This window comes from Micromonospora sp. A3M-1-15, assembly GCF_024213425.1.
Classification (GTDB): Bacteria; Actinomycetota; Actinomycetes; order Mycobacteriales; family Micromonosporaceae; genus Micromonospora; species Micromonospora chersina.
This window is the reverse complement of the sequence record NZ_JANAVK010000007.1, coordinates 274,028-291,652: the sequence shown is the minus strand read 5'-3', so window position 1 is coordinate 291,652 and position 17,625 is coordinate 274,028. Positions and strand designations below refer to the sequence as shown.

Genomic DNA, 17,625 nt, shown 5'->3' with positions numbered 1-17,625 from the left:
CGAAAATCACACTATTCACGTCCCTCGTGACCTCGGCCGGCGGGGGGTCGATCTTTGTCGGTCCCGGGGCGCCGTGGACCCCGGGACCGGTGGTCTAGACGGCGGGGGCCACCCTCGTCATCGCGTTGATGACGCGGTCCATCGCGTCACCGCCCCGGGGGTCGGTGAGGTTGGCCAGCAGCTTGAGCACGAAGCGCATCAGCATCGGGTGGGGCATGCCGTGCTTGGTGGCCATCCGCATCACCTCGGGCCGGCCGATGAGCTTCACGAAGATGCCGCCGAGCCGGTAGTAGCCGCCGAAGCGGGCCTTCAGCTCCTGCGGGTACGCCAGCAGCGCCCGCTCGCGCTCCGCGCCGGCCGGCCGGGCGAGCGCCTGCACCGCGATCTCGGCGGCCAGCTCGCCGGACTCCATCGCGTACGCGATGCCCTCGCCGTTGAACGGGTTGACCATGCCGCCGGAGTCGCCGACCAGCAGGACCCCGCGGGTGTAGTGCGGGACCCGGTTGAAGCCCATCGGCAGCGCGGCGCCGAGGATCGGCCCCTCCGCGTTGGTCTCGTCGGTCATCCCCCAGTCCTCGGGGGTGTTGGCCAGCCAGTCGGTGAGCAGCCTGCGGTAGTTCGTCTTGCCGAAGGCCGAGGAGGAGTTGAGCACGCCCAGGCCGACGTTCACCCGGCCGTCGCCGAGGCCGAAGATCCAGCCGTAGCCGGGCAGCAGCGCGTCGCTGCCCTTGGCCCGCAGCTCCAGCCACGACTCCAGGTAGTCGTCGTCGTGCTTGGCGGGCGACCGGTAGTAGCGGCGGACCGCCACGCCGATCGGCCGGTCCTCGCGCTTGGCCAGGCCGAGGGCGAGCGGGAAGCGGCCGGAGACGCCGTCGGCGGCGACCACGAGCGGCGCGTGGAAGGTGGCCGGCTCCCTGTCCGGGCCCACCTCGGCCTGCACGCCGATCACCCGGTCGTCGGCGCCGAGCACCGGGCCCAGCACGTTGACGCTGGTGCGCAGCTTCGCCCCGGCCGCGACGGCACGCTGGGCGAGCAGGTCGTCGAAGTCGAGCCGGGTCCGGACCAGGCCGTAGTTGGGGAAGCTGGCCAGGTCGGGCCAGTCGAGTTCCAGGCGTATCCCGCCGCCGATCACCCGGAGGCCCTTGTTGTGCAGCCAGCCGGCCTCGGGCGAGGTGTCCACGCCCATCCGGATGAGCTGTCGCACGGCCCGGGGGGTGAGCCCGTCGCCGCAGACCTTCTCCCGGGGAAATTCGGTCTTCTCCAGCAGCAGCACGCGTACGCCGTGCCGCGCCAGGTGGTACGCCGTCGCCGATCCTCCGGGACCGGCGCCCACGACGATGACGTCGGCGTCGTTCTCCACCGCGGCCATCCGCGCCTCCTCCCGCATGCTCGTGAAATGCTTCACAAGCCGATCCGGTTGGAGTCTATGACCGGCGTTACACCTGTATGCGCTGAGGGGGGCCTAACTTCGCGGAAACGGGCCGGTATGTGTCCCTCCGGCGGTCAGGAGCGCGCGGAAGCGGCCGGCCCCAGGCCGGCGTCGAGCCGGATCGCCTCCGGCAGGTGCTCGCGCAGCGCGCCGCCGGCGGCGCGGTCGAGCGCGGCCAGCACCTCGGCGACCACCTGACGGACGTCGGCGGGATCCGCGCCGGCCAGCTCCCGGAGCTGCGCGATGAGTTCCGCGGCGTCGTCGTCGGTGGCCGCCTGGTCTGGTCCCTTCATGGGGGCGAGCCTACGGGACAAAGTAGACCTAAAGCGGATATTCACGAAAAGGCCGGTTTTATGTCGGCCCCGGCGTCAGTCGCGGATCGCGCGGTGCAGCGCCACCACGCCGCCGGTCAGGTTGCGCCAGGCCACCCGGCCCCAGCCGGCCGCGCCGACACGCGCGGCCAGCGCCGCCTGGTCCGGCCAGGCCCGGATCGACTCGGCGAGGTAGACGTACGCGTCGGGGTTGCTCGACACCGCGCGCGCCACGGCCGGCAGCGACCGCATCAGGTACGACAGGTAGACCGTGCGGAACGCCGGGTTGACCGGGGTGCTGAACTCGCAGACCACCAGCCGGCCGCCGGGCCGGGTGACCCGGGCCAGCTCGCGCAGCGCCGCGTCGGTGTCGTTGACGTTGCGCAGCGCGAAGGAGATGGTGACCGCGTCGAAGCTCGCGTCGGCGAAGGGCAGCCGCAGCGCGTCCCCGGCCAGCAGCGGCACCCGCGGGCGGGTGCGCTTGCCGGCGTGCAGCATGCCGAGCGACAGGTCGGCGCCCACCGCGTACGCACCGGAGTGGCCGAGCTCCTCGGTCGAGACGCCGGTGCCGGCGCCCACGTCCAGCACCCGCTCGCCGGGACGCAGCCCGAGCGCCTCCCGGGTGGCCCGCCGCCAGAACCGGTCCTGCCCGAAGGAGAGCACCGTGTTGGTCAGGTCGTAGCGGGCGGCCACGCCGTCGAACATCGCGGCGACCTCGTGCGGCTGCTTGTCCAGGCTGGCGCGCTGGCCCTGCGGGGTACGGCTCACCCCTCCACTCTGCCAGCCGCCCCCCGCCCGACGCCTGCCGGGTACGCGAAAGGGCGGGGTGGTCGCCCACCCCGCCCACACGCTGTCCAGGTCGGTCAGTCCTCGGTCCGCTCGTCGGTCGGTGTGACCAGAACCACCTTCCGGCGGCGGGAGAGCAGCAGCAGCGCCGCGCCGGCCAGCAGGACGGCCGCGCCGACACCGCCGATCAGCCCCACCTGCACACCGGTCACCGGCAGGCCGCCGTCGCCGGCCCCGCCGCCGCTGCCACCGCCCGGGGTCGCCGTCGCGCTCGGCTGGCCGGTCGGGCCCGGCGCGCCCGTGCCCGTCGGGGTGGGCCGCGGCGTGCCGGTCGGGTCCGGCGTGGGCTCGGCCGACAGGTCCACGAAGGCCTCGAAGATCGTGTGGTTGTCCAGCTCGTCGACCTCGGCGAAGGTACGCCGCTGCGCGGCGCCGGCCGCCCTGGGCACCTCCTCCGGCGCGCCCTCGGCACCGTCCAACCCGTACGCGAAGAGGTCACCCTCGTGCAGCACCGGCTCGGTGACGCCGTCCACAGCGCCGGCGCGGGCCAGCGGCGGGCGGCAGGTGAAGGTCATGGATCCCCCGGGGTAAGGGACGTGCGGATGGTTGCGGAACGAACGGACGCTACCGGGGCGACGTCGGCCCGCGCCAGAAACCCGTCGATGGATTCCCACCGTCCTCACCGGAACGCAGACAGCAGGGGCGGGATGGTGACCCATCCCGCCCCTGCTGCCGTGCGTTTATGTGAACGGCCCTCGCGGGCCGATGGAGGACGACCGTCAGGCGGACGACGACAGCGTAACCGCCGTTCTCGCCGCGCGGGTCACGGTCGCGCCGGTCGCCGCCGTCCTGTTATCTCGCAGGTCGGCGGCCCGATCGACGGCGCCGAGCGGGCACGTTAGCGGCCCACGATCATCCTCGCCAAGACCCACACCGCAGCTTCACCGGGAACGGGTGGCGAAACCGACTCCGTGACGGCGGTGAGGTGACCGTTCGGTCGATGGAACCGGGGTCAGTTGACGTCGACCAGCGGGAGCGACCTGCCGGCCCCGCCGCCCGGCAGGGCGATCGAGGAGAAGTGCGAGACCACCCGGTCGTCGCTCGGGTCGTCGGCCGGGGTCCGGTGCACCGCGAGGCGGTTGTAGAGCGTGTCCCGCTGGGCGGGGATCCGGTCGGCGGTGCGGATCATGCCGATCAGCTCGTGCAGGTTCGAGCGGTGCCGGGCGCCGGCCGAGGAGATGACGTTCTCCTCCAGCATGATCGAGCCGAGGTCGTCCACCCCCATGTGCAGGGCGAGCTGGCCGACGTCCTTTCCCGTGGTCAGCCACGACGCCTGGAGGTGCGGCACCGTCTCGAAGAAGAGCCGGGCCACCGCGACGAGCCGCAGGTATTCCAGCGTGGTCGCCTGGGTGCGACCCTTCAGGTGGTTGTTCTCCGGCTGGTACGTCCAGGGGATGAACGCGCGGAAGCCGCCGGTGCGGTCCTGCACGTCGCGGATCATCCGCAGGTGCTCGATCCGCTCGGCGTGGGTCTCGCCGGTGCCCATCATCATGGTCGCGGTCGACTCCAGGCCCTGCCGGTGCGCCAGCTCCATGACCTCCAGCCAGCGCGCGCCCGACTCCTTGAGCGGCGCGATCGCCCGGCGCGGCCGGTCCGGCAGCATCTCGGCGCCCGCGCCGGCGATCGAGTCCAGGCCGGCCGCCTTGATCCGGGCGATCGCCTCGTCCAGGCTCACCCCGGAGACCTTGGCCATGTGCAGGATCTCGCTCGGGCCGATCGAGTGGATGGCGAGCTGCGGGTACGCCGCCTTGACCGAGGAGAACAGCTCCTCGTAGTACTCCACGCCGTAGTCCGGGTGGTGGCCGCCCTGGAGCATGACCTGGGTGGCGCCCAGCTCGACCGCCTCGCCGCAGCGGCGCAGGATCTCCTCGGTCGGGTGGGTCCAGCCCTCCTTGTGCTTGGGGGCCCGGTAGAACGCGCAGAACTTGCACGCCGTCACGCAGACGTTCGTGTAGTTGATGTTGCGATCGATCAGGTACGTGACGATGTTGTCCGGGTAGCGCCGCCGGCGTACCGCGTCCGCCGCCTCGCCCAGCGCGTGGAAGGGCGCCTCGGTGTAGAGCAGCAGGGCCTCCTCGGGCGTGATCCGCCCGCCGTCCGCGCCGCGCTGCAGGATGTCGTCGATCTCCCGGCTCACCGTCACACCTCCGAGGGTACGTCGCCCGCTCGGAGGCCGGAACGCCGCTCCACCCCCGGTGACGAGCGCCCCATCGTCCGGTTCAGTTCATCCCGGGGCTGGCCACGGCGGGACCCGACCGCCTTTCGCGGCGTCCAGCAGTCGCCGGTCGTGGGTGACGAACGCGACGAGGGCCTACCGGTCACGCGTCGTAGTCGACCGTGAGCTTGTCGGTCACCGGGCTGGACTGGCAGGTCAGGACGTAGCCGGCGGCCACCTCGTCCGGCTCCAGCGCGTAGTTCCGGGCCATGGTCACCTCGCCGGAGACCACCTTGGCCCGGCAGGTCGAGCAGACCCCGCCCTTGCAGGCGTACGGCAGCTCGCCGCGGACCTTGAGCGCGGCGTCCAGCACCCGCTCGTCGCGGCCCATCGTGAAGCTCGACGAGCGCCCGTCCAGCACGATCGTCACCTCGGCGCCGCTACCGGGCTCGTCCGTCGGACGGCGGACCGGCTCCGGCGGGGCGTCGACGTGGAACAGCTCGGTGTGCACGGTCGCGTCGGGCACGCCGCGGTCGGCCAGCACCGCCTTGGCGTCCACCACCATCCCGTACGGGCCGCAGAGGAACCACTCCTCGATCGCGTCGCCGGGGACGACGGTGTCGAGCAGCCGGCCCAGCCGGTCGGCGTCGACGCGCCCGGAAAGCAGCGCCGACTCGCCCATCTCCCGGGAGAGCACGTGCACGAGGTGCAGCCGGGTCGGCCAGCGGTCCTTCAGGTCGGCCAGCTCCTCGGCGAACATCACGGTGTTCGCCGTGCGGTTGCCGTACACCAGGGTGAAGGTGCTGGCCGGCTCGACGGAGAGCGCGGTCGCGACCAGCGAGAGCACCGGGGTGATGCCGGAGCCGGCGACCACCGCGCCGTAGCGGCGGACCCGGTCCGGGGCGAACGCGGAGGTGAAGTGGCCGAGCGGGGGCAGCACCTCGACGACGTCGCCGTCGCGCAGGGCGCCGCAGGCGTACGCGGAGAAGGCGCCGCCGGGGACCTCCCGCACCCCGATCCGCAGCCGCCCGTGCCGGGCCAGCTCGTCGGGGGTCGAGCAGATCGAGTACGACCGCCGCACGTCCGTCCCGCCTTCACCGACCCGCCGGACCGTCAGGTGCTGCCCGGCGGAGAACGCGAACGTCTCCCGCAGCTCCTCGGGCACGGCGAAGGTGATCGCCACGGCATCGTCGGTGAGCCGGTCGACGGCGGCGACGTGCAGCGGGTGGAAGACCGGCCGGCGACGAACCGGTCGGGTGATCGTGACAGTCACAGCGCCTTCAGGTGGTCGAAGGGTTCGGAACAGGAGCGGCAGCGCCACAGGGCCTTGCAGGCGGTGGAGCCGAACCGGCTGACCTGCTCGGTCTCCGGTGAGCCGCAGCGCGGGCAGCGGACGGCCAGGGTCAGCGGGACGACGCCGCCGCCCCGCGCGGCCGGCGCGGGTGGGGCGATGCCGGCGGCGGCCAGCTTGGCCCGGCCGCCCTCCGAGATCCAGTCGGTGCTCCACGCCGGGGCGTACACCGTGCGGACCTCGGCGTCCGGGTGGCCGGCGGCGGTGAGCGCGCGGCGGATGTCCGCCCGGATCACGTCCATGGCCGGGCAGCCGGTGTAGGTGGGGGTGATGGTGACGACCACCCGACCGGTGGCCGGGTCCTCGTCGACCGACCGCAGGATGCCCAGCTCGTCGATGGTGATGACCCGGATCTCCGGGTCCACCACCGCCGCCACGGCCGCCCTGGGGTCGGTCACCGGTGACACCTTTCGTTCGCGACTGCGGGGCTCCGCTTCGCTGCACTCCTGGCGCTCACCACCGCGCTCCGGGGTGGGCGCGGTGCAGCACCTGCATCTCGGCGAGCAGGTAGGAGAGGTGTTCGGTGTGGACGCCGTCCCGGCCGCCGCCCGGCGTCCAGCCGTCGGCCGGCCGGGTCAGCGTCGCCTCGTCGAGCACCGCGGACACGACGGCGTCGAAGTCGGCCCGCAGGGTGGCCGGGTCGACCGGCGCCGCCGGGTCCGCGGTGAACAGTTCGTGGGTGTACGGCCACACCTGGTCGACCGCGTCCTGCATGCGCCGGTGCGACTCGTCGGTGCCGTCGCCGAGCCGCTTCACCCAGAGCGAGGCGTGGTCCAGGTGGTACGCGGACTCCTTGCGCGCCTTCGCGCCGATGGCGGCCAGCCGCTCGTCGGCGCACCCGCTCAGCGCGGTGTAGAGCGGGAGCTGCCAGGCGGCCAGGAAGAACAGCTTCGCCATGGTCACCGCGAAGTCGCCGTTCGGCAGCTCGATCAGGAGGCAGTTGCGGAACTCCCGGTCGCCGCGCAGGTAGGCCAGCGCGTCCTCGTCCCGGCCGGCGCCCTCCAGCTCACCCGCGTACGTGAGCAGCAGGCGGGCCGCGCCGAGCTGGTCGAGGGCGATGTTGGCCAGCGCGATGTCCTCCTCCATCTCGGGCGCACGGGAGGTCCACTCGCCGAGCCGCTGCGCCGCGATCAGCGCGTCGTCGCCGAGGGCGAGGGTGAAGTCGAACAGGTTGCTCACAGGTGGGCCACCCCGTCCGGCACCTCGTAGAAGGTGGGGTGGCGGTAGACCTTGTCGGCCGCCGGGTCGAAGAAGGCGTCCTTCTCGTCCGGGCTGGACGCGGTGATCGCGCTCGCCGGCACCACCCAGATCGAGACGCCCTCCTGGCGCCGGGTGTAGAGGTCGCGGGCGTTGCGCAGGGCCAGCTCGGCGTCGGGGGCGTGCAGGCTGCCGACGTGGGTGTGCGACAGCCCGCGCCGCGCCCGCACGAAGACCTCCCACAGCGGGGTCTGCTGGGTCATGCCGCCACCTTCTCCTTGTTCCGCTGCTTCGCCGCGTACGCCGCGGCGGCCTCCCGCACCCAGGCGCCGTCGGCGTGGGCCTGGCGCCGGTGCTCCATCCGCTGCCGGTTGCACGGCCCGTTGCCCTTGATCACCCGCATCAACTCGTCGTAGTCGGGCTGGGTGTAGTCGTGGGCCTGCCGCTGCTCGTTCCAGCGCAGGTCCGGGTCGGGGATGGTGAGGCCGAGGATCTCCGCCTGCTGCACGCACATGTCCACGAAGCGCTGGCGCAGCTCGTCGTTGGAGAAGCGCTTGATCTTCCAGGCCATCGACTGGGCGCTGTGCGTGGAGTCTCCGTCCGGCGGGCCGAACATGGCCAGCGACGGGTACCACCAGCGGTCCACCGCGTCCTGGGCCATGGCCTTCTGCCCGGGGGTGCCGTGGGCCATCGTGTGCAGGATCTCGTAGCCCTGGCGCTGGTGGAACGACTCCTCCTTGCAGACCCGGATCATGGCGCGGGCGTAGGGGCCGTAGGAGCAGCGGCACAGCGGGACCTGGTTGACGATGGCGGCGCCGTCGACCAGCCAGCCGATCGCGCCCACGTCGGCCCAGGTCAGGCTCGGGTAGTTGAAGATCGAGCTGTACTTCTGCCGGCCCTCGATCAGCAGCTCGACCAGCTCGTCCCGGCTGACGCCCAGGGTCTCCGCGGCGGCGTAGAGGTAGAGGCCGTGGCCGGCCTCGTCCTGCACCTTGGCCAGCAGGATCGCCTTGCGCTTGAGCGAGGGGGCCCGGCTGATCCAGTTCCCCTCCGGCTGCATGCCGATGATCTCGGAGTGCGCGTGCTGGGCGATCTGCCGGATGAGCGTCTTCCGGTAGGCCTCCGGCATCCAGTCCCGCGGCTCGATCTTCTGGTCGGCGTCGATCACGTCCGCGAAGTACGCCGCGAAGTCCTCGTCCGGCGCCGGTCCGCCGCGCCGGGCACGTGCCGCCGCCTCGCGCAGCGCGGCCTCCGCCGCCTCCACCTCGCCGAGCAGGCCGCCGCCCGGGCCGTCCTCGGGCGGGGCGAAGTCGTTGCCATACATGAGGCCAGTGTTACAGCTCGCCCCCGATGACACCAGAGGGTGTAACAGGTTTCCGCACCCACCTTGCGTCACCGGACGACCGCTTCCAGTGAGAACCGCTGAGCTGCGCAAACCTGTGACGTCGACCACCCGGGGAAGATGAATCCTCACAAGGGCGTCATAACGGTCCAATGTCCCGCCTTCGCGGCGAGTTGCCGGGCGTCGGGATCTGGCATCCGGCCTGTCCGGAAGTAGACTTCGCCCGGCACACCGATCGGCTGCCGACGATCGCCACCGGCTCCAGGCCATCTCCCCCGGCCTCGGCGATCAGGCCGAACAGCATTCGGAAGCGCCGGTCCCCCCGGCCAGACAATCTGGAGTTCACCCACTCATGCGACCTCGCGTGACCATGGTGCTCGCCATCGTGGCGGTCCTCATCGGCGGCGGCATGCTCGTCCCCGCCGCGTACGCCAAGTTCTCCGGCGGCGAAGGCCTCGGCGGCATCGGAGGCGGCGTGGCGCAGGTGCCCGCGCCCGCACCGACCGCGCCCCCGGCGCCCACGCTGGCCGCCGGCCCGGTCTCGGTGAACTTCAACGGCAAGTTCTTCTCCTGGGCGCTGATGGACAGGAAGACCGGCAAGATCAGCGGCACGCCGAACATGGCGTCGACCAACTCGACCGAGTCGATGATCAAGGCCTGGATCGTCTCCGACTACCTGCGCCAGCTGAAGGGCAAGCCACTGAGCGCGGAGCGGAAGAAGCAGGCCACCACCGCCATCCGGGACAGCAACGACCGCTCGGCCGAGGCGCTCTACAACGCCGGCGGGCGCAAGCCCGTGCTGGATCGGCTGATCAAGATGTGCAAGCTGACCGACACGAAGATCGACCCCAAGGCCAGGTGGGCGTACACCCAGATGTCGCCGCGCGACGCGGTGCGGATGGGCGACTGCATCGGCGACGGCACCGCCGCCGGACCGAAGTGGACGAAGTGGGTGCTCACCGAGATGGCCAACGTGCGCGGCGGCGTGAAGGACCAGAAGTCCGTGGAGGTCCAGGGCGGGCACTGGGGCATCATCGACGGCCTGCCCGCCTCGATCACGTCGCAGGGCCCGGTCAGCATCAAGAACGGCTTCACCATGCTCTGGGCCGACGGCCAGTGGCACGTCAACTGCCTCGCGGTGACCGACGACTGGACCCTCGCCGTGATGATGCGTTATCCCGGCGGCGGTGACCCGAGGACCCCCTCGTACGGCGCGAAGGTCTGCGCCAGCGTCGCCACCCAGCTGGTGACCCCGCAGCCGGGCGCCGCCCTCAAGGTCCCGCAGCAGCCGGTCGGGAAGCTCTGATGGCGGGCAGCCGGCGCCGGCCGGGCAGTGACCACCGCACGCTGACGTACAGCGCCGTCGCCGTGATCCTGGTCGGCCTGGTGCTCGTCTCGCTCCGGTTCGTGCCCGGCTCACCGTTCCGCCCCACCGCCGCCTCGCACACCGGCACGGCGACCGGCCGGTCCACCGGTGCGCCCACCGACCGGAGCACCCGGGCCGCGCCGTCACCCTCGCCGTCGCTGGAGCCGCTGCCGTTCGAAGCCCAGGACCTCGACGGCCTCGACATCAAGGGCTGGTACTCCTGGGCCGTGCTGGACAAGCGGACCGGAAAGATCATCGGCTCGGCGAACATGAACGAGACCAGCACCACCGCGTCGATGATCAAGTCCTGGGTCGTCGCCGACTACCTGCGCCGGAGCGCCGAGGCGGGCAGGACCCCGAGCGACGCGAAGCTGGAGGACGCCACACAGATCATCCGGGACAGCGACAACACCCGGGCCCAGGAGTTCTACGAGAGCGTGGGCGGTTCGGCCTCGATCAAGCGGCTGATCTCGATGTGCAAGCTGACCGACAGCAAGGTCGCCAGCGACGGCGGCTGGAGCCGGACGATGCTGTCGCCGCGGGACACCGCGCGGCTCGGCCTCTGCATCGACGACGGCCGGGCCGCCGGGCCGAAGTGGACCAAGTGGCTGCTCAACGAGATGCGGCTGGTCCGCGGTGACGGCGACTTCGGCATCCGCAAGGCTTTCCCGGCCGCCGAACAGAAGCAGATCGCCATCAAGAACGGGTGGATCGACCGGCAGAAGGAGCGGGAGTATCACGTCAACTGCCTGGCCATCGGCGACACCTGGACGATGGGCGTGATGGTCAAGACCCCGTTCAGCGCCGCGAGCTCCTGGCAGTACGGCATGGACGCCTGCGAGAAGATCACCGAGGCGCTGCTCGGCGACGCCACCTGATCCCACCCTGCTGCGCGAAGCGGCGGTGTCCCGGTCGCCCGGGACACCGCCGCTTCGTCGTGCAAGGGCGTCAGCCCTGGAAGAACTGCGGCCCGCCCTCGGGCAGGGCGGGCGCCTCGCCGACCGCCGCGGCGCGTCGGGCGAACTCCCGCAGGCCGGCCACCTGCCGCTCGCCCAGCGAGAAGTCGAGGGTACGGAAGTAGGTCGCCAGGGTCGCCGCGTCGAACGGCTCCCAGCGGGCCGCGGCCTCGGCCACCTGGTCGAGCTCGGCCAGGCACAGGTCGCGCGAGCGCAGGAACGCCTCGTGCACCTCCTTGACCAGGCCGGGGTGGGCGGCGGCGAAGTCGCGGCGGACCGCCCAGACGGCGAAGACCATCGGCAGCCCGGTCCACTCGCGCCAGGCCTGGCCCAGGTCGGTCACCTCGAGGCCCTTGCGGGGCGCCTCGTAGAGCGCGCGCAGCGCCACGTCACCGATCACCACACCGGCGTCGGCCTCCAGCAGCATCTGGGTGAGGTCCGGGGGGCAGCGGAAGTAGTCGGGGCGGACCCCGTACCGCTCCGCGAGCAGGAGCTGGGCCAGCAGCACGCCGGTACGCGAGGTGGAGCCGAGCGCCACGCGGGCGCCGTCCAGCTCGGTGAGGGGCCGGGTGGACACCACGTTTACCGAGAGCACCGGGCCGTCGCTGCCGACCGCGAGGTCCGGCAGGAGCAGCAGCTCGTCGGCGTGCCGCAGGTACTCCACCTGGGAGATGGGGCCGATGTCCAGGTCGCCGGCGACCAGCGCGGCGTTCAGCCGGTCCGGCGAGTCCTTGTGCAGGTCGACGTCGATCAGCGCGCCCGACCGCATCAGCCCCCAGTAGATCGGCAGGCAGTTGAGGAACTGGATGTGCCCCACCCGGGGGCGGGCGATTCGGTCGGCCATGACCCGACCGTATCCCCGGCCGGTCGGGCCGGCTCAGCGGGAGGGGGTGGGAGTGGCCAACTCCGCACGCCGCTCCCGCCCGGTCCCGGCGGCGGGCCGGGCGGCGCGCTCGGCGCGTACCGCGCGGCGGACCGGCCAGGCCGCCGCCACGACCACCAGCACCCCGGCCACCCCGCAGCCGGCGACCAGCGGCCGGGGCGCGGCCACCTCCAGCAGCAGGCCGCCGATCAGGTAGCCGCCCATCCCGGCGCCCTGCACGGCCGCCCCGAAGATCGCGAAGGCCCGGCCCCGGGCCACCTCGGGCACCCGCCGGGCCAGCAGCAGGTTGTTGAAGACGTTGTCGCCGCCGTTGCCCACCCCGCCGGCCAGCCAGATCGGCACGAGCAGCCAGGCCGCCGGCACCGCCGCCGAGGCGAGCACCGCCAGGCAGCAACCGCCGAGCAGGACCAGCCCGGCCCCGAGCAGCGCGCCGTCGTCGGTGAGCCGGCGGGCGAGCCGGGCGAAGAGCCAGCCGCCGACCACGATGCCGAGCGTCCAGGCGCCGGTGACCAGGCCGTACACCGTGGTGGAGCTGTGCAGGGTCTCCCGGATGAAGAAGACCTCGATGACGTTGATGGCGCCGACCGCGGCGACCACCGCGGCGAGGCTGCCCACCATCACCAGCAGCAGCGGGTCGCCGCGGAACCGCCAGGCGGGCGACGGGGCGGCCGCCGGGGCGGTCGGCCGCCGGCCACCCCGGCGGGTACGGATGAGCAGGCCGGCCGCCACCAACGCGAGGTAGCTGACGGCGTCGACGAGCAGCGGCACCCGGGTGCCGAACTGGCCGACGAGCAGGCCGGCCAGTGCCGGCCCGGCGAGCGCGCCCAGGGTGCCGGCGGTCTGGTTCAGGGCGCCGGCCCGGGGCAGGTCCTCGGCCCGGACCATGGCCGGCACCAGCGCGGCGAGCACCGGCTGGGTGACGGCGAGCCCGGCCGCGAGCAGCGCCACCAGCGCGATGACCAGGGCCGGGTGCCCGGCGTACGCGAGGGCCAGGCAGATCGCGGCCTGGCCGAGCCCGGCGGCCACCAGCAGGACCCGGCTGTCCACCCGGTCGGCGAGCCGGCCGGTCAGCGGGGCGAGCGCGACCAGCGGCAACGTGGCGGCGAGCAGCAGCCCGGAGACCGCGAGGCCGCCGGCGCCGGCCGACTGGAGCGCCAGGGTCAGCGCGCTGGCGGCGAGGAAGTCCCCGCAGCTGGAGACGCCCCGGGCGGCGGTGGCGAGCCAGACGTCGGCCCAGCGCGACGGACCAGATGCGAAGGACATATTTCGAAAATAATCCTTCACACCTGCCCGACGCAACCCCCGGTCAGTCGATCGGCAGTGCCCGGTACTGCACGGCGACCGTGCGCGAGCCCTCCGGCGGATCGCTGCGCAGCCGGCGCCGGTAGGGGTTCATCAGCGCCTGGATCGCCTGGTTGAGCTCGGCCAACTCGTCGGCGGTGACCTGGAGCAGGCTGTCGCTGAACCAGGCCGCCTGATACCAGTCGGGCGGCTCGTCCGGGGCGCGGCGGATCCAGTCCCGGGCGCGCTGGCTGTCCCGGGCCAGGTGCGCGTCGACCAGGGCCAGCTCGGCGGCCCGCGCCTCCGAGTCCGCGTCCTGCCCGGACTCGATGTAGTAGGACGGGCTGAACGCCCGCCAGACCCGTTCCCGGGCGTCCCCCCGGCTCGGCGCCTCCTCGATCAGACCGAACTTCGCCAGCTCCCGCAGGTGGTAGCTGGTGGCGCTCGGCGAGAGCCCGGCGATCTCGGCGCACTCGGTGGCGGTCGCACCGCCCTCCACCGTGCTGAGATGCTCCATGATCGCCATACGGGCCGGGTGGGCCAGGGCCCGCATCACCTGCGGATCGCTGATCGTCACCCGGTGCTGCTCCGGACGCGCGTCGGTCATGCCACCCATGATCCCGCGCCGGGCGGCGCCCGGGGAAATTCGGTTGCCCGCCGACCCGACCGGAGTAAGCTGCTTTGTCCCGCCTGACGGCCGTGGTGAGTAGCACCGCACAGGACGTCCCCGCGCCGACCCGAGGTCGGAAACGCGAGCGGCAGCGTTGTTCCCCGTGACGAGGAGTACGTGGATGACCCTGCACGCCCAAGAACAGACACTGGATGCCGAGCTGGTCGCCGAGCGCGCCCACCTGGACACCTCCCGCGCGGCGCTGCGCCGGATGCGCGAGCGCGCCGAGTCCCTCTTCGCCACCGGCGACAAGGTGGCCGGGGACGCGTACACCGCCGAGCAGCTCGGCCGGCACATGGCCCGGCGGGTGAAGGAACTGGCCGACGACCCGACCACCCCGCTCTTCTTCGGCCGCCTCGATTTCGGCGACATGGATCCCGACCACGCCGGACGCGACTACCACGTCGGGCGCCGGCACGTCACCGACGAGCTGGGCGAGCCGCTGGTGCTGGACTGGCGGGCCCCGGTCTCCCGGTCGTTCTACCGGGCCAGCGCCCGGGACCCGCAGGGCGTCGCGGTGCGGCGCCGGTTCGGGTTCAGCGCCGGCGTGCTGACCAGCTTCGAGGACGAGCGCCTGGACCGGGGCGAGGAGCTGGGCACCGCCAGCCGCATCCTCACCGCCGAGGTCGAGCGCCCCCGCGTCGGCCCGATGCGGGACATCGTCGCCACCATCCAGCCCGAGCAGGACGAGCTGGTCCGGGCCGACCTGGCCGACTCGATCTGCGTCCAGGGCGCCCCCGGCACCGGCAAGACGGCGGTCGGGCTGCACCGCGCCGCGTACCTGCTCTACCTGCACCGGGAGCGGCTGCGCCGGTCGGGTGTGCTGATCGTCGGGCCGAACCGGGCGTTCCTGTCGTACATCGCGGCGGTGCTGCCGGCGCTCGGCGAGGTCGAGGTCGAGCAGGCCACCGTGGAGGACCTGGTCGCCCGGGTGCCGGTCCGCGCGGTCGACGACCCCGCCGTGGCCTCCCTCAAGCACGACATCCGGCTGGCCGAGGTGCTGCGCCGCGCGGTCGACGCGCACATCGGCACGCCCACCGGGCCGATCATGGTCTCGGACGGCTCGTTCCGCTGGCGGATCGGCCTCGACCCGCTGCACCGGCTGGTCGAGGAGACCCGCCGCGAGGGGCTGCCGTACGCGACCGGCCGCGAACGGGTCCTGGCCCGCCTCGTGGGGCTGCTGCAACGCCAGTCCGAGGCCCGCCGGGCCGAGTCGCCAAGCGACGCCTGGCTGCGCCGGATGAGCAGGGTCAAGCCGGTCACCGAGTTCCTCGACGCGGTCTGGCCGGCGCTCACCCCCGAGGGGCTGCTGCACCGGCTGCGCACCGACCCCGAGGCGCTCGCCGCCGCCGCGGACGGCCTGCTCACCGCCGAGGAGCAGGAGCTGTTCCGGACCGGCCCGGTGGGGCGTACCCCGAAGGCGACCCGGTGGACCGCCGCGGACGCCGTGCTGATCGACGAGGCCGCCGGGCTGCTGGAACGGCCCGCGAGCTTCGGGCACGTGGTGGTCGACGAGGCTCAGGACCTCTCCCCCATGCAGTGCCGGGCCATCGCCCGGCGCAGCGAGCACGGCTCGATCACCCTCCTCGGCGACCTGGCGCAGGGCACCGCGCCCTGGGCGGCCACCGACTGGCGGGAGTCCCTGGTCCACCTGGGCAAGCCGGACGCGGTCGTGGTGCCGCTGAGCGTCGGCTTCCGGGTGCCCGCCGCCGTGGTGGCGTTCGCGAACCGGCTGCTGCCGGCGCTCGCCGTCGACGTGCCACCGGCGCAGTCGCTGCGCCGGGACGGGACACTCGACGTGCGTACCGTCGAGGACCTGACGGCCGCCGCGGTGGTTGAGGTGCGGGCGGCCCTGGCGCACGACGGCTCGGTCGGCGTGATCGCCGCCGACGGCGCGGTGGACCGCCTCCGCGCGGCCCTCGCCGACGCGGGCGTCGAGACCGCGACCGCCGACGACGTGGAGGCCGCGGCGCGGGTGACCGTGGTCCCGGCGACGCTGGTCAAGGGCCTGGAGTACGACCACGTGGTGGTCGTCGAGCCGGCCGCGATCGTGGCCGCCGAGCCGCGCGGCCTGCACCGCCTCTACGTGGTGCTGACCCGGGCGGTGTCCCGGCTGGCCGTGCTGCACCGGGAGCCGCTGCCCGAGCCGCTGGCCGGCTGAACCCCCGGCCGGGCTCAGCCGGAGAGCGCGGCGGCGACGTTGCGCAGCGGCCGGCCCGACTCGGCGATCGGCACGGTGAACGCCAGCCAGGAGCCGTCGGCGAAGTCGAGGCGCAGCCGCTTCGGGTTCAACCGGTGCCAGCCCACCCGGGCCGACGCCACCTCGGCCCGGGACGCCGACCAGGCGACCCCGGTCTGCGCCACGGACCGCTCGTCGTCCGCGCGGCTGGACAGCAGCTTCATGGGCCCGCTCACACAGGCCAGCAGCCGCCGGTCGGTGGCCACCAGCAGGACGTCCCGTGCCGCCAGGTCCGGCGCGGGTGGATGCAGCGCGTGGCGCAGCCGGGAGGCGGCGGAGCCCGGGGCGCCGCGCCCGGCGATCCCCCAGATCACCCGGTCGACCAGCCGGTCGCCCCACGCCCAACTGACCAGCGGCGAGATCAGGTTGAGCAGCACCGCCCCGGCGCTCACCCGACCGGCGGGCGCCTCCGGCCCCGCCGCGTCGGACGGTGGAGGCGGCGGCGCCCCGTGGGCCGGCTCGGCCTTCGCGTACGCCAGCACCCGCTCGCCCGGCTCGACGAGCCGGCCGATCCGGTCGCGGTATCCCGTGCCCTCCATCGGCCCAGTATCGATCATGGACGTAACCGTCGTCGCCCGGCCGCTCCGCCGCCGGGAGGCACCACAGTGGGCGATCGGCACCCGCCCGCGGGGGACAGTGAAACTCGCGCCGGCACGGTACACAGGTGGGGGCATGCCCGTCCGGGGACCGCAACCCGTGAGGAGCTGAAGATGATTCTGGCCCGCGCCGACCAGGTCAGCCGCCGCTACGGCGAGGTGCTCGCCCTGGACCGGGTCGACCTGACCGTCCGCGCCGGAGAGCTGGTGGGCCTGCTCGGCCCGAACGGCGCCGGCAAGAGCACCCTGTTCAACCTGCTGGTCGGGCTGCGCCGCCCCAGCGCCGGCCGGGTCGAGCTGCTCGGCGGCGACCCGCGCGACCCGGCGAGCCGGCGGCAGCTCGGGGTGACCCCGCAGGAGACCGGCCTGCCCGGCACGCTGCGCGTCGGCGAGGTGGTCGACTTCGTGGCCGCGCACTTCCCCGACCCGGTCCCCCGCGACGAGCTGCTCGACCGGTTCGGCCTCACCGACCAGGTGCGCCGGCAGACCGGTGGCCTCTCCGGCGGGCAGCGCCGGCGGCTCGCGGTGGCGCTCGCCTTCGTCGGCCGGCCCCGCCTCGTGGTCCTCGACGAGCCCACCACCGGGCTGGACGTGGAGGCCCGGCACGCCCTGTGGGAAGCCGTCCGCGGCTTCCACGCCGAGGGCGGCACAGTCCTGCTGAGCAGCCACTACCTGGAGGAGGTGGAGGCGCTGGCGCAGCGGGTGGTGGTGATCGGGCACGGCCGGGTGCTCGCCGACGACTCCGTGGCGGCGATCCGCGGCATCGTCGGCGTACGCCGGGTCAGCCTGGTCGCCGACGACCTGCCGCCGCTGCCCGGCGTGGTGGCCACCGAGCACACCGAGGGCCGCACCCACCTGCTCACCACGGACGCCGACCAGCTCGTCCGCGACCTGGTGACCGCCGGCGTGGCGTTCCGCGACCTGGAGGTCCGGCCCACCTCGCTGGAGGAGGCGTTCCTGACCCTCACCGCCGACGACCGGCCCGCACCCACCCCCGCCTAGG

17 protein-coding genes and 1 pseudogene are annotated in these 17,625 nt (G+C 73.4%); 4 read left to right on the top strand and 14 right to left on the bottom strand.

Annotated elements, in window-relative coordinates:
- Positions 1-94: 94 nt before the first annotated feature.
- From NLX85_RS30035 to paaA, 10 genes and pseudogenes are all read right to left on the bottom strand, one after another.
- A complete protein-coding gene (locus NLX85_RS30035; RefSeq protein WP_254340926.1) occupies positions 95-1,369 on the bottom strand; it encodes a geranylgeranyl reductase family protein in 1,275 nt (424 codons plus the stop codon).
- Positions 1,370-1,503: 134 nt separating this feature from the next.
- A complete protein-coding gene (locus tag NLX85_RS30030) occupies positions 1,504-1,722 on the bottom strand; it encodes a hypothetical protein (protein ID WP_254340823.1) in 219 nt (72 codons plus the stop codon).
- Positions 1,723-1,797: 75 nt separating this feature from the next.
- Positions 1,798-2,508, bottom strand: a complete 711-nt coding sequence (locus NLX85_RS30025) for a demethylmenaquinone methyltransferase (protein ID WP_308210860.1) — start codon at positions 2,506-2,508, stop codon at positions 1,798-1,800.
- Between the two features lie 95 nt (positions 2,509-2,603).
- Positions 2,604-3,050: pseudogene (locus NLX85_RS30020) on the bottom strand (LPXTG cell wall anchor domain-containing protein); the annotation flags it as partial.
- Positions 3,051-3,538: 488 nt separating this feature from the next.
- Positions 3,539-4,729 (bottom strand): cyclic dehypoxanthinyl futalosine synthase, encoded by a 1,191-nt coding sequence (mqnC, locus tag NLX85_RS30015; protein WP_254340821.1) that lies wholly within the window; start codon positions 4,727-4,729, stop codon positions 3,539-3,541.
- 175 nt (positions 4,730-4,904) lie between these two features.
- Positions 4,905-6,014, bottom strand: coding sequence for a 1,2-phenylacetyl-CoA epoxidase subunit PaaE (gene paaE / locus NLX85_RS30010; RefSeq protein WP_254340813.1), 1,110 nt, complete (start codon positions 6,012-6,014; stop codon positions 4,905-4,907).
- On the bottom strand, positions 6,011-6,490 hold the full coding sequence (gene paaD, locus NLX85_RS30005; RefSeq protein ID WP_254340806.1) for a 1,2-phenylacetyl-CoA epoxidase subunit PaaD: 480 nt from the start codon (positions 6,488-6,490) through the stop codon (positions 6,011-6,013). The genes paaE and paaD overlap by 4 nt, the downstream gene beginning before the upstream one ends.
- 55 nt (positions 6,491-6,545) lie before the next feature.
- Positions 6,546-7,271, bottom strand: coding sequence for a 1,2-phenylacetyl-CoA epoxidase subunit PaaC (gene paaC, locus NLX85_RS30000; protein ID WP_254340801.1), 726 nt, complete (start codon positions 7,269-7,271; stop codon positions 6,546-6,548).
- Positions 7,268-7,552, bottom strand: coding sequence for a 1,2-phenylacetyl-CoA epoxidase subunit PaaB (paaB, locus tag NLX85_RS29995; RefSeq protein ID WP_222866055.1), 285 nt, complete (start codon positions 7,550-7,552; stop codon positions 7,268-7,270). Before paaB ends, paaC begins: the two co-directional genes overlap by 4 nt.
- A complete protein-coding gene (gene paaA / locus NLX85_RS29990; protein ID WP_254340797.1) occupies positions 7,549-8,613 on the bottom strand; it encodes a 1,2-phenylacetyl-CoA epoxidase subunit PaaA in 1,065 nt (354 codons plus the stop codon). Before paaA ends, paaB begins: the two co-directional genes overlap by 4 nt.
- 370 nt (positions 8,614-8,983) lie before the next feature.
- On the opposite strand from paaA, the gene NLX85_RS29985 reads away from it, so the two are divergent.
- Complete coding sequence (locus tag NLX85_RS29985; protein WP_254340790.1) at positions 8,984-9,937, top strand: hypothetical protein; 954 nt, start codon at positions 8,984-8,986, stop codon at positions 9,935-9,937.
- A complete protein-coding gene (locus tag NLX85_RS29980) occupies positions 9,937-10,875 on the top strand; it encodes a hypothetical protein (RefSeq protein WP_254340788.1) in 939 nt (312 codons plus the stop codon). Before NLX85_RS29985 ends, NLX85_RS29980 begins: the two co-directional genes overlap by 1 nt.
- 70 nt (positions 10,876-10,945) lie before the next feature.
- Here the strand turns inward: NLX85_RS29980 and NLX85_RS29975 are convergent, their stop codons facing one another.
- From NLX85_RS29975 to NLX85_RS29965, 3 genes are read right to left on the bottom strand one after another with little or no spacing between them, the layout of a single operon-like run.
- Positions 10,946-11,797, bottom strand: coding sequence for a menaquinone biosynthetic enzyme MqnA/MqnD family protein (locus NLX85_RS29975; RefSeq protein WP_254340786.1), 852 nt, complete (start codon positions 11,795-11,797; stop codon positions 10,946-10,948).
- 33 nt (positions 11,798-11,830) lie between these two features.
- Entirely contained in the window at positions 11,831-13,099 is a 1,269-nt protein-coding gene (locus NLX85_RS29970) for an MFS transporter (RefSeq protein ID WP_254340784.1), read from the bottom strand.
- 43 nt (positions 13,100-13,142) lie between these two features.
- Entirely contained in the window at positions 13,143-13,724 is a 582-nt protein-coding gene (locus tag NLX85_RS29965; protein ID WP_254340783.1) for a helix-turn-helix transcriptional regulator, read from the bottom strand.
- 184 nt (positions 13,725-13,908) lie between these two features.
- On the opposite strand from NLX85_RS29965, the gene NLX85_RS29960 reads away from it, so the two are divergent.
- The gene (locus NLX85_RS29960; RefSeq protein WP_254340782.1) at positions 13,909-15,948 is read left to right on the top strand and encodes an AAA family ATPase; all 2,040 of its coding nucleotides are present in this window, start codon (positions 13,909-13,911) and stop codon (positions 15,946-15,948) included.
- Between the two features lie 14 nt (positions 15,949-15,962).
- Here the strand turns inward: NLX85_RS29960 and NLX85_RS29955 are convergent, their stop codons facing one another.
- Positions 15,963-16,565, bottom strand: a complete 603-nt coding sequence (locus NLX85_RS29955) for a hypothetical protein (RefSeq protein WP_254340781.1) — start codon at positions 16,563-16,565, stop codon at positions 15,963-15,965.
- A gap of 171 nt (positions 16,566-16,736) precedes the next feature.
- Between NLX85_RS29955 and NLX85_RS29950 the strand changes: the two genes are divergently transcribed.
- Positions 16,737-17,624 (top strand): ABC transporter ATP-binding protein, encoded by an 888-nt coding sequence (locus tag NLX85_RS29950; protein WP_254340780.1) that lies wholly within the window; start codon positions 16,737-16,739, stop codon positions 17,622-17,624.
- Position 17,625 lies beyond the last annotated feature (1 nt).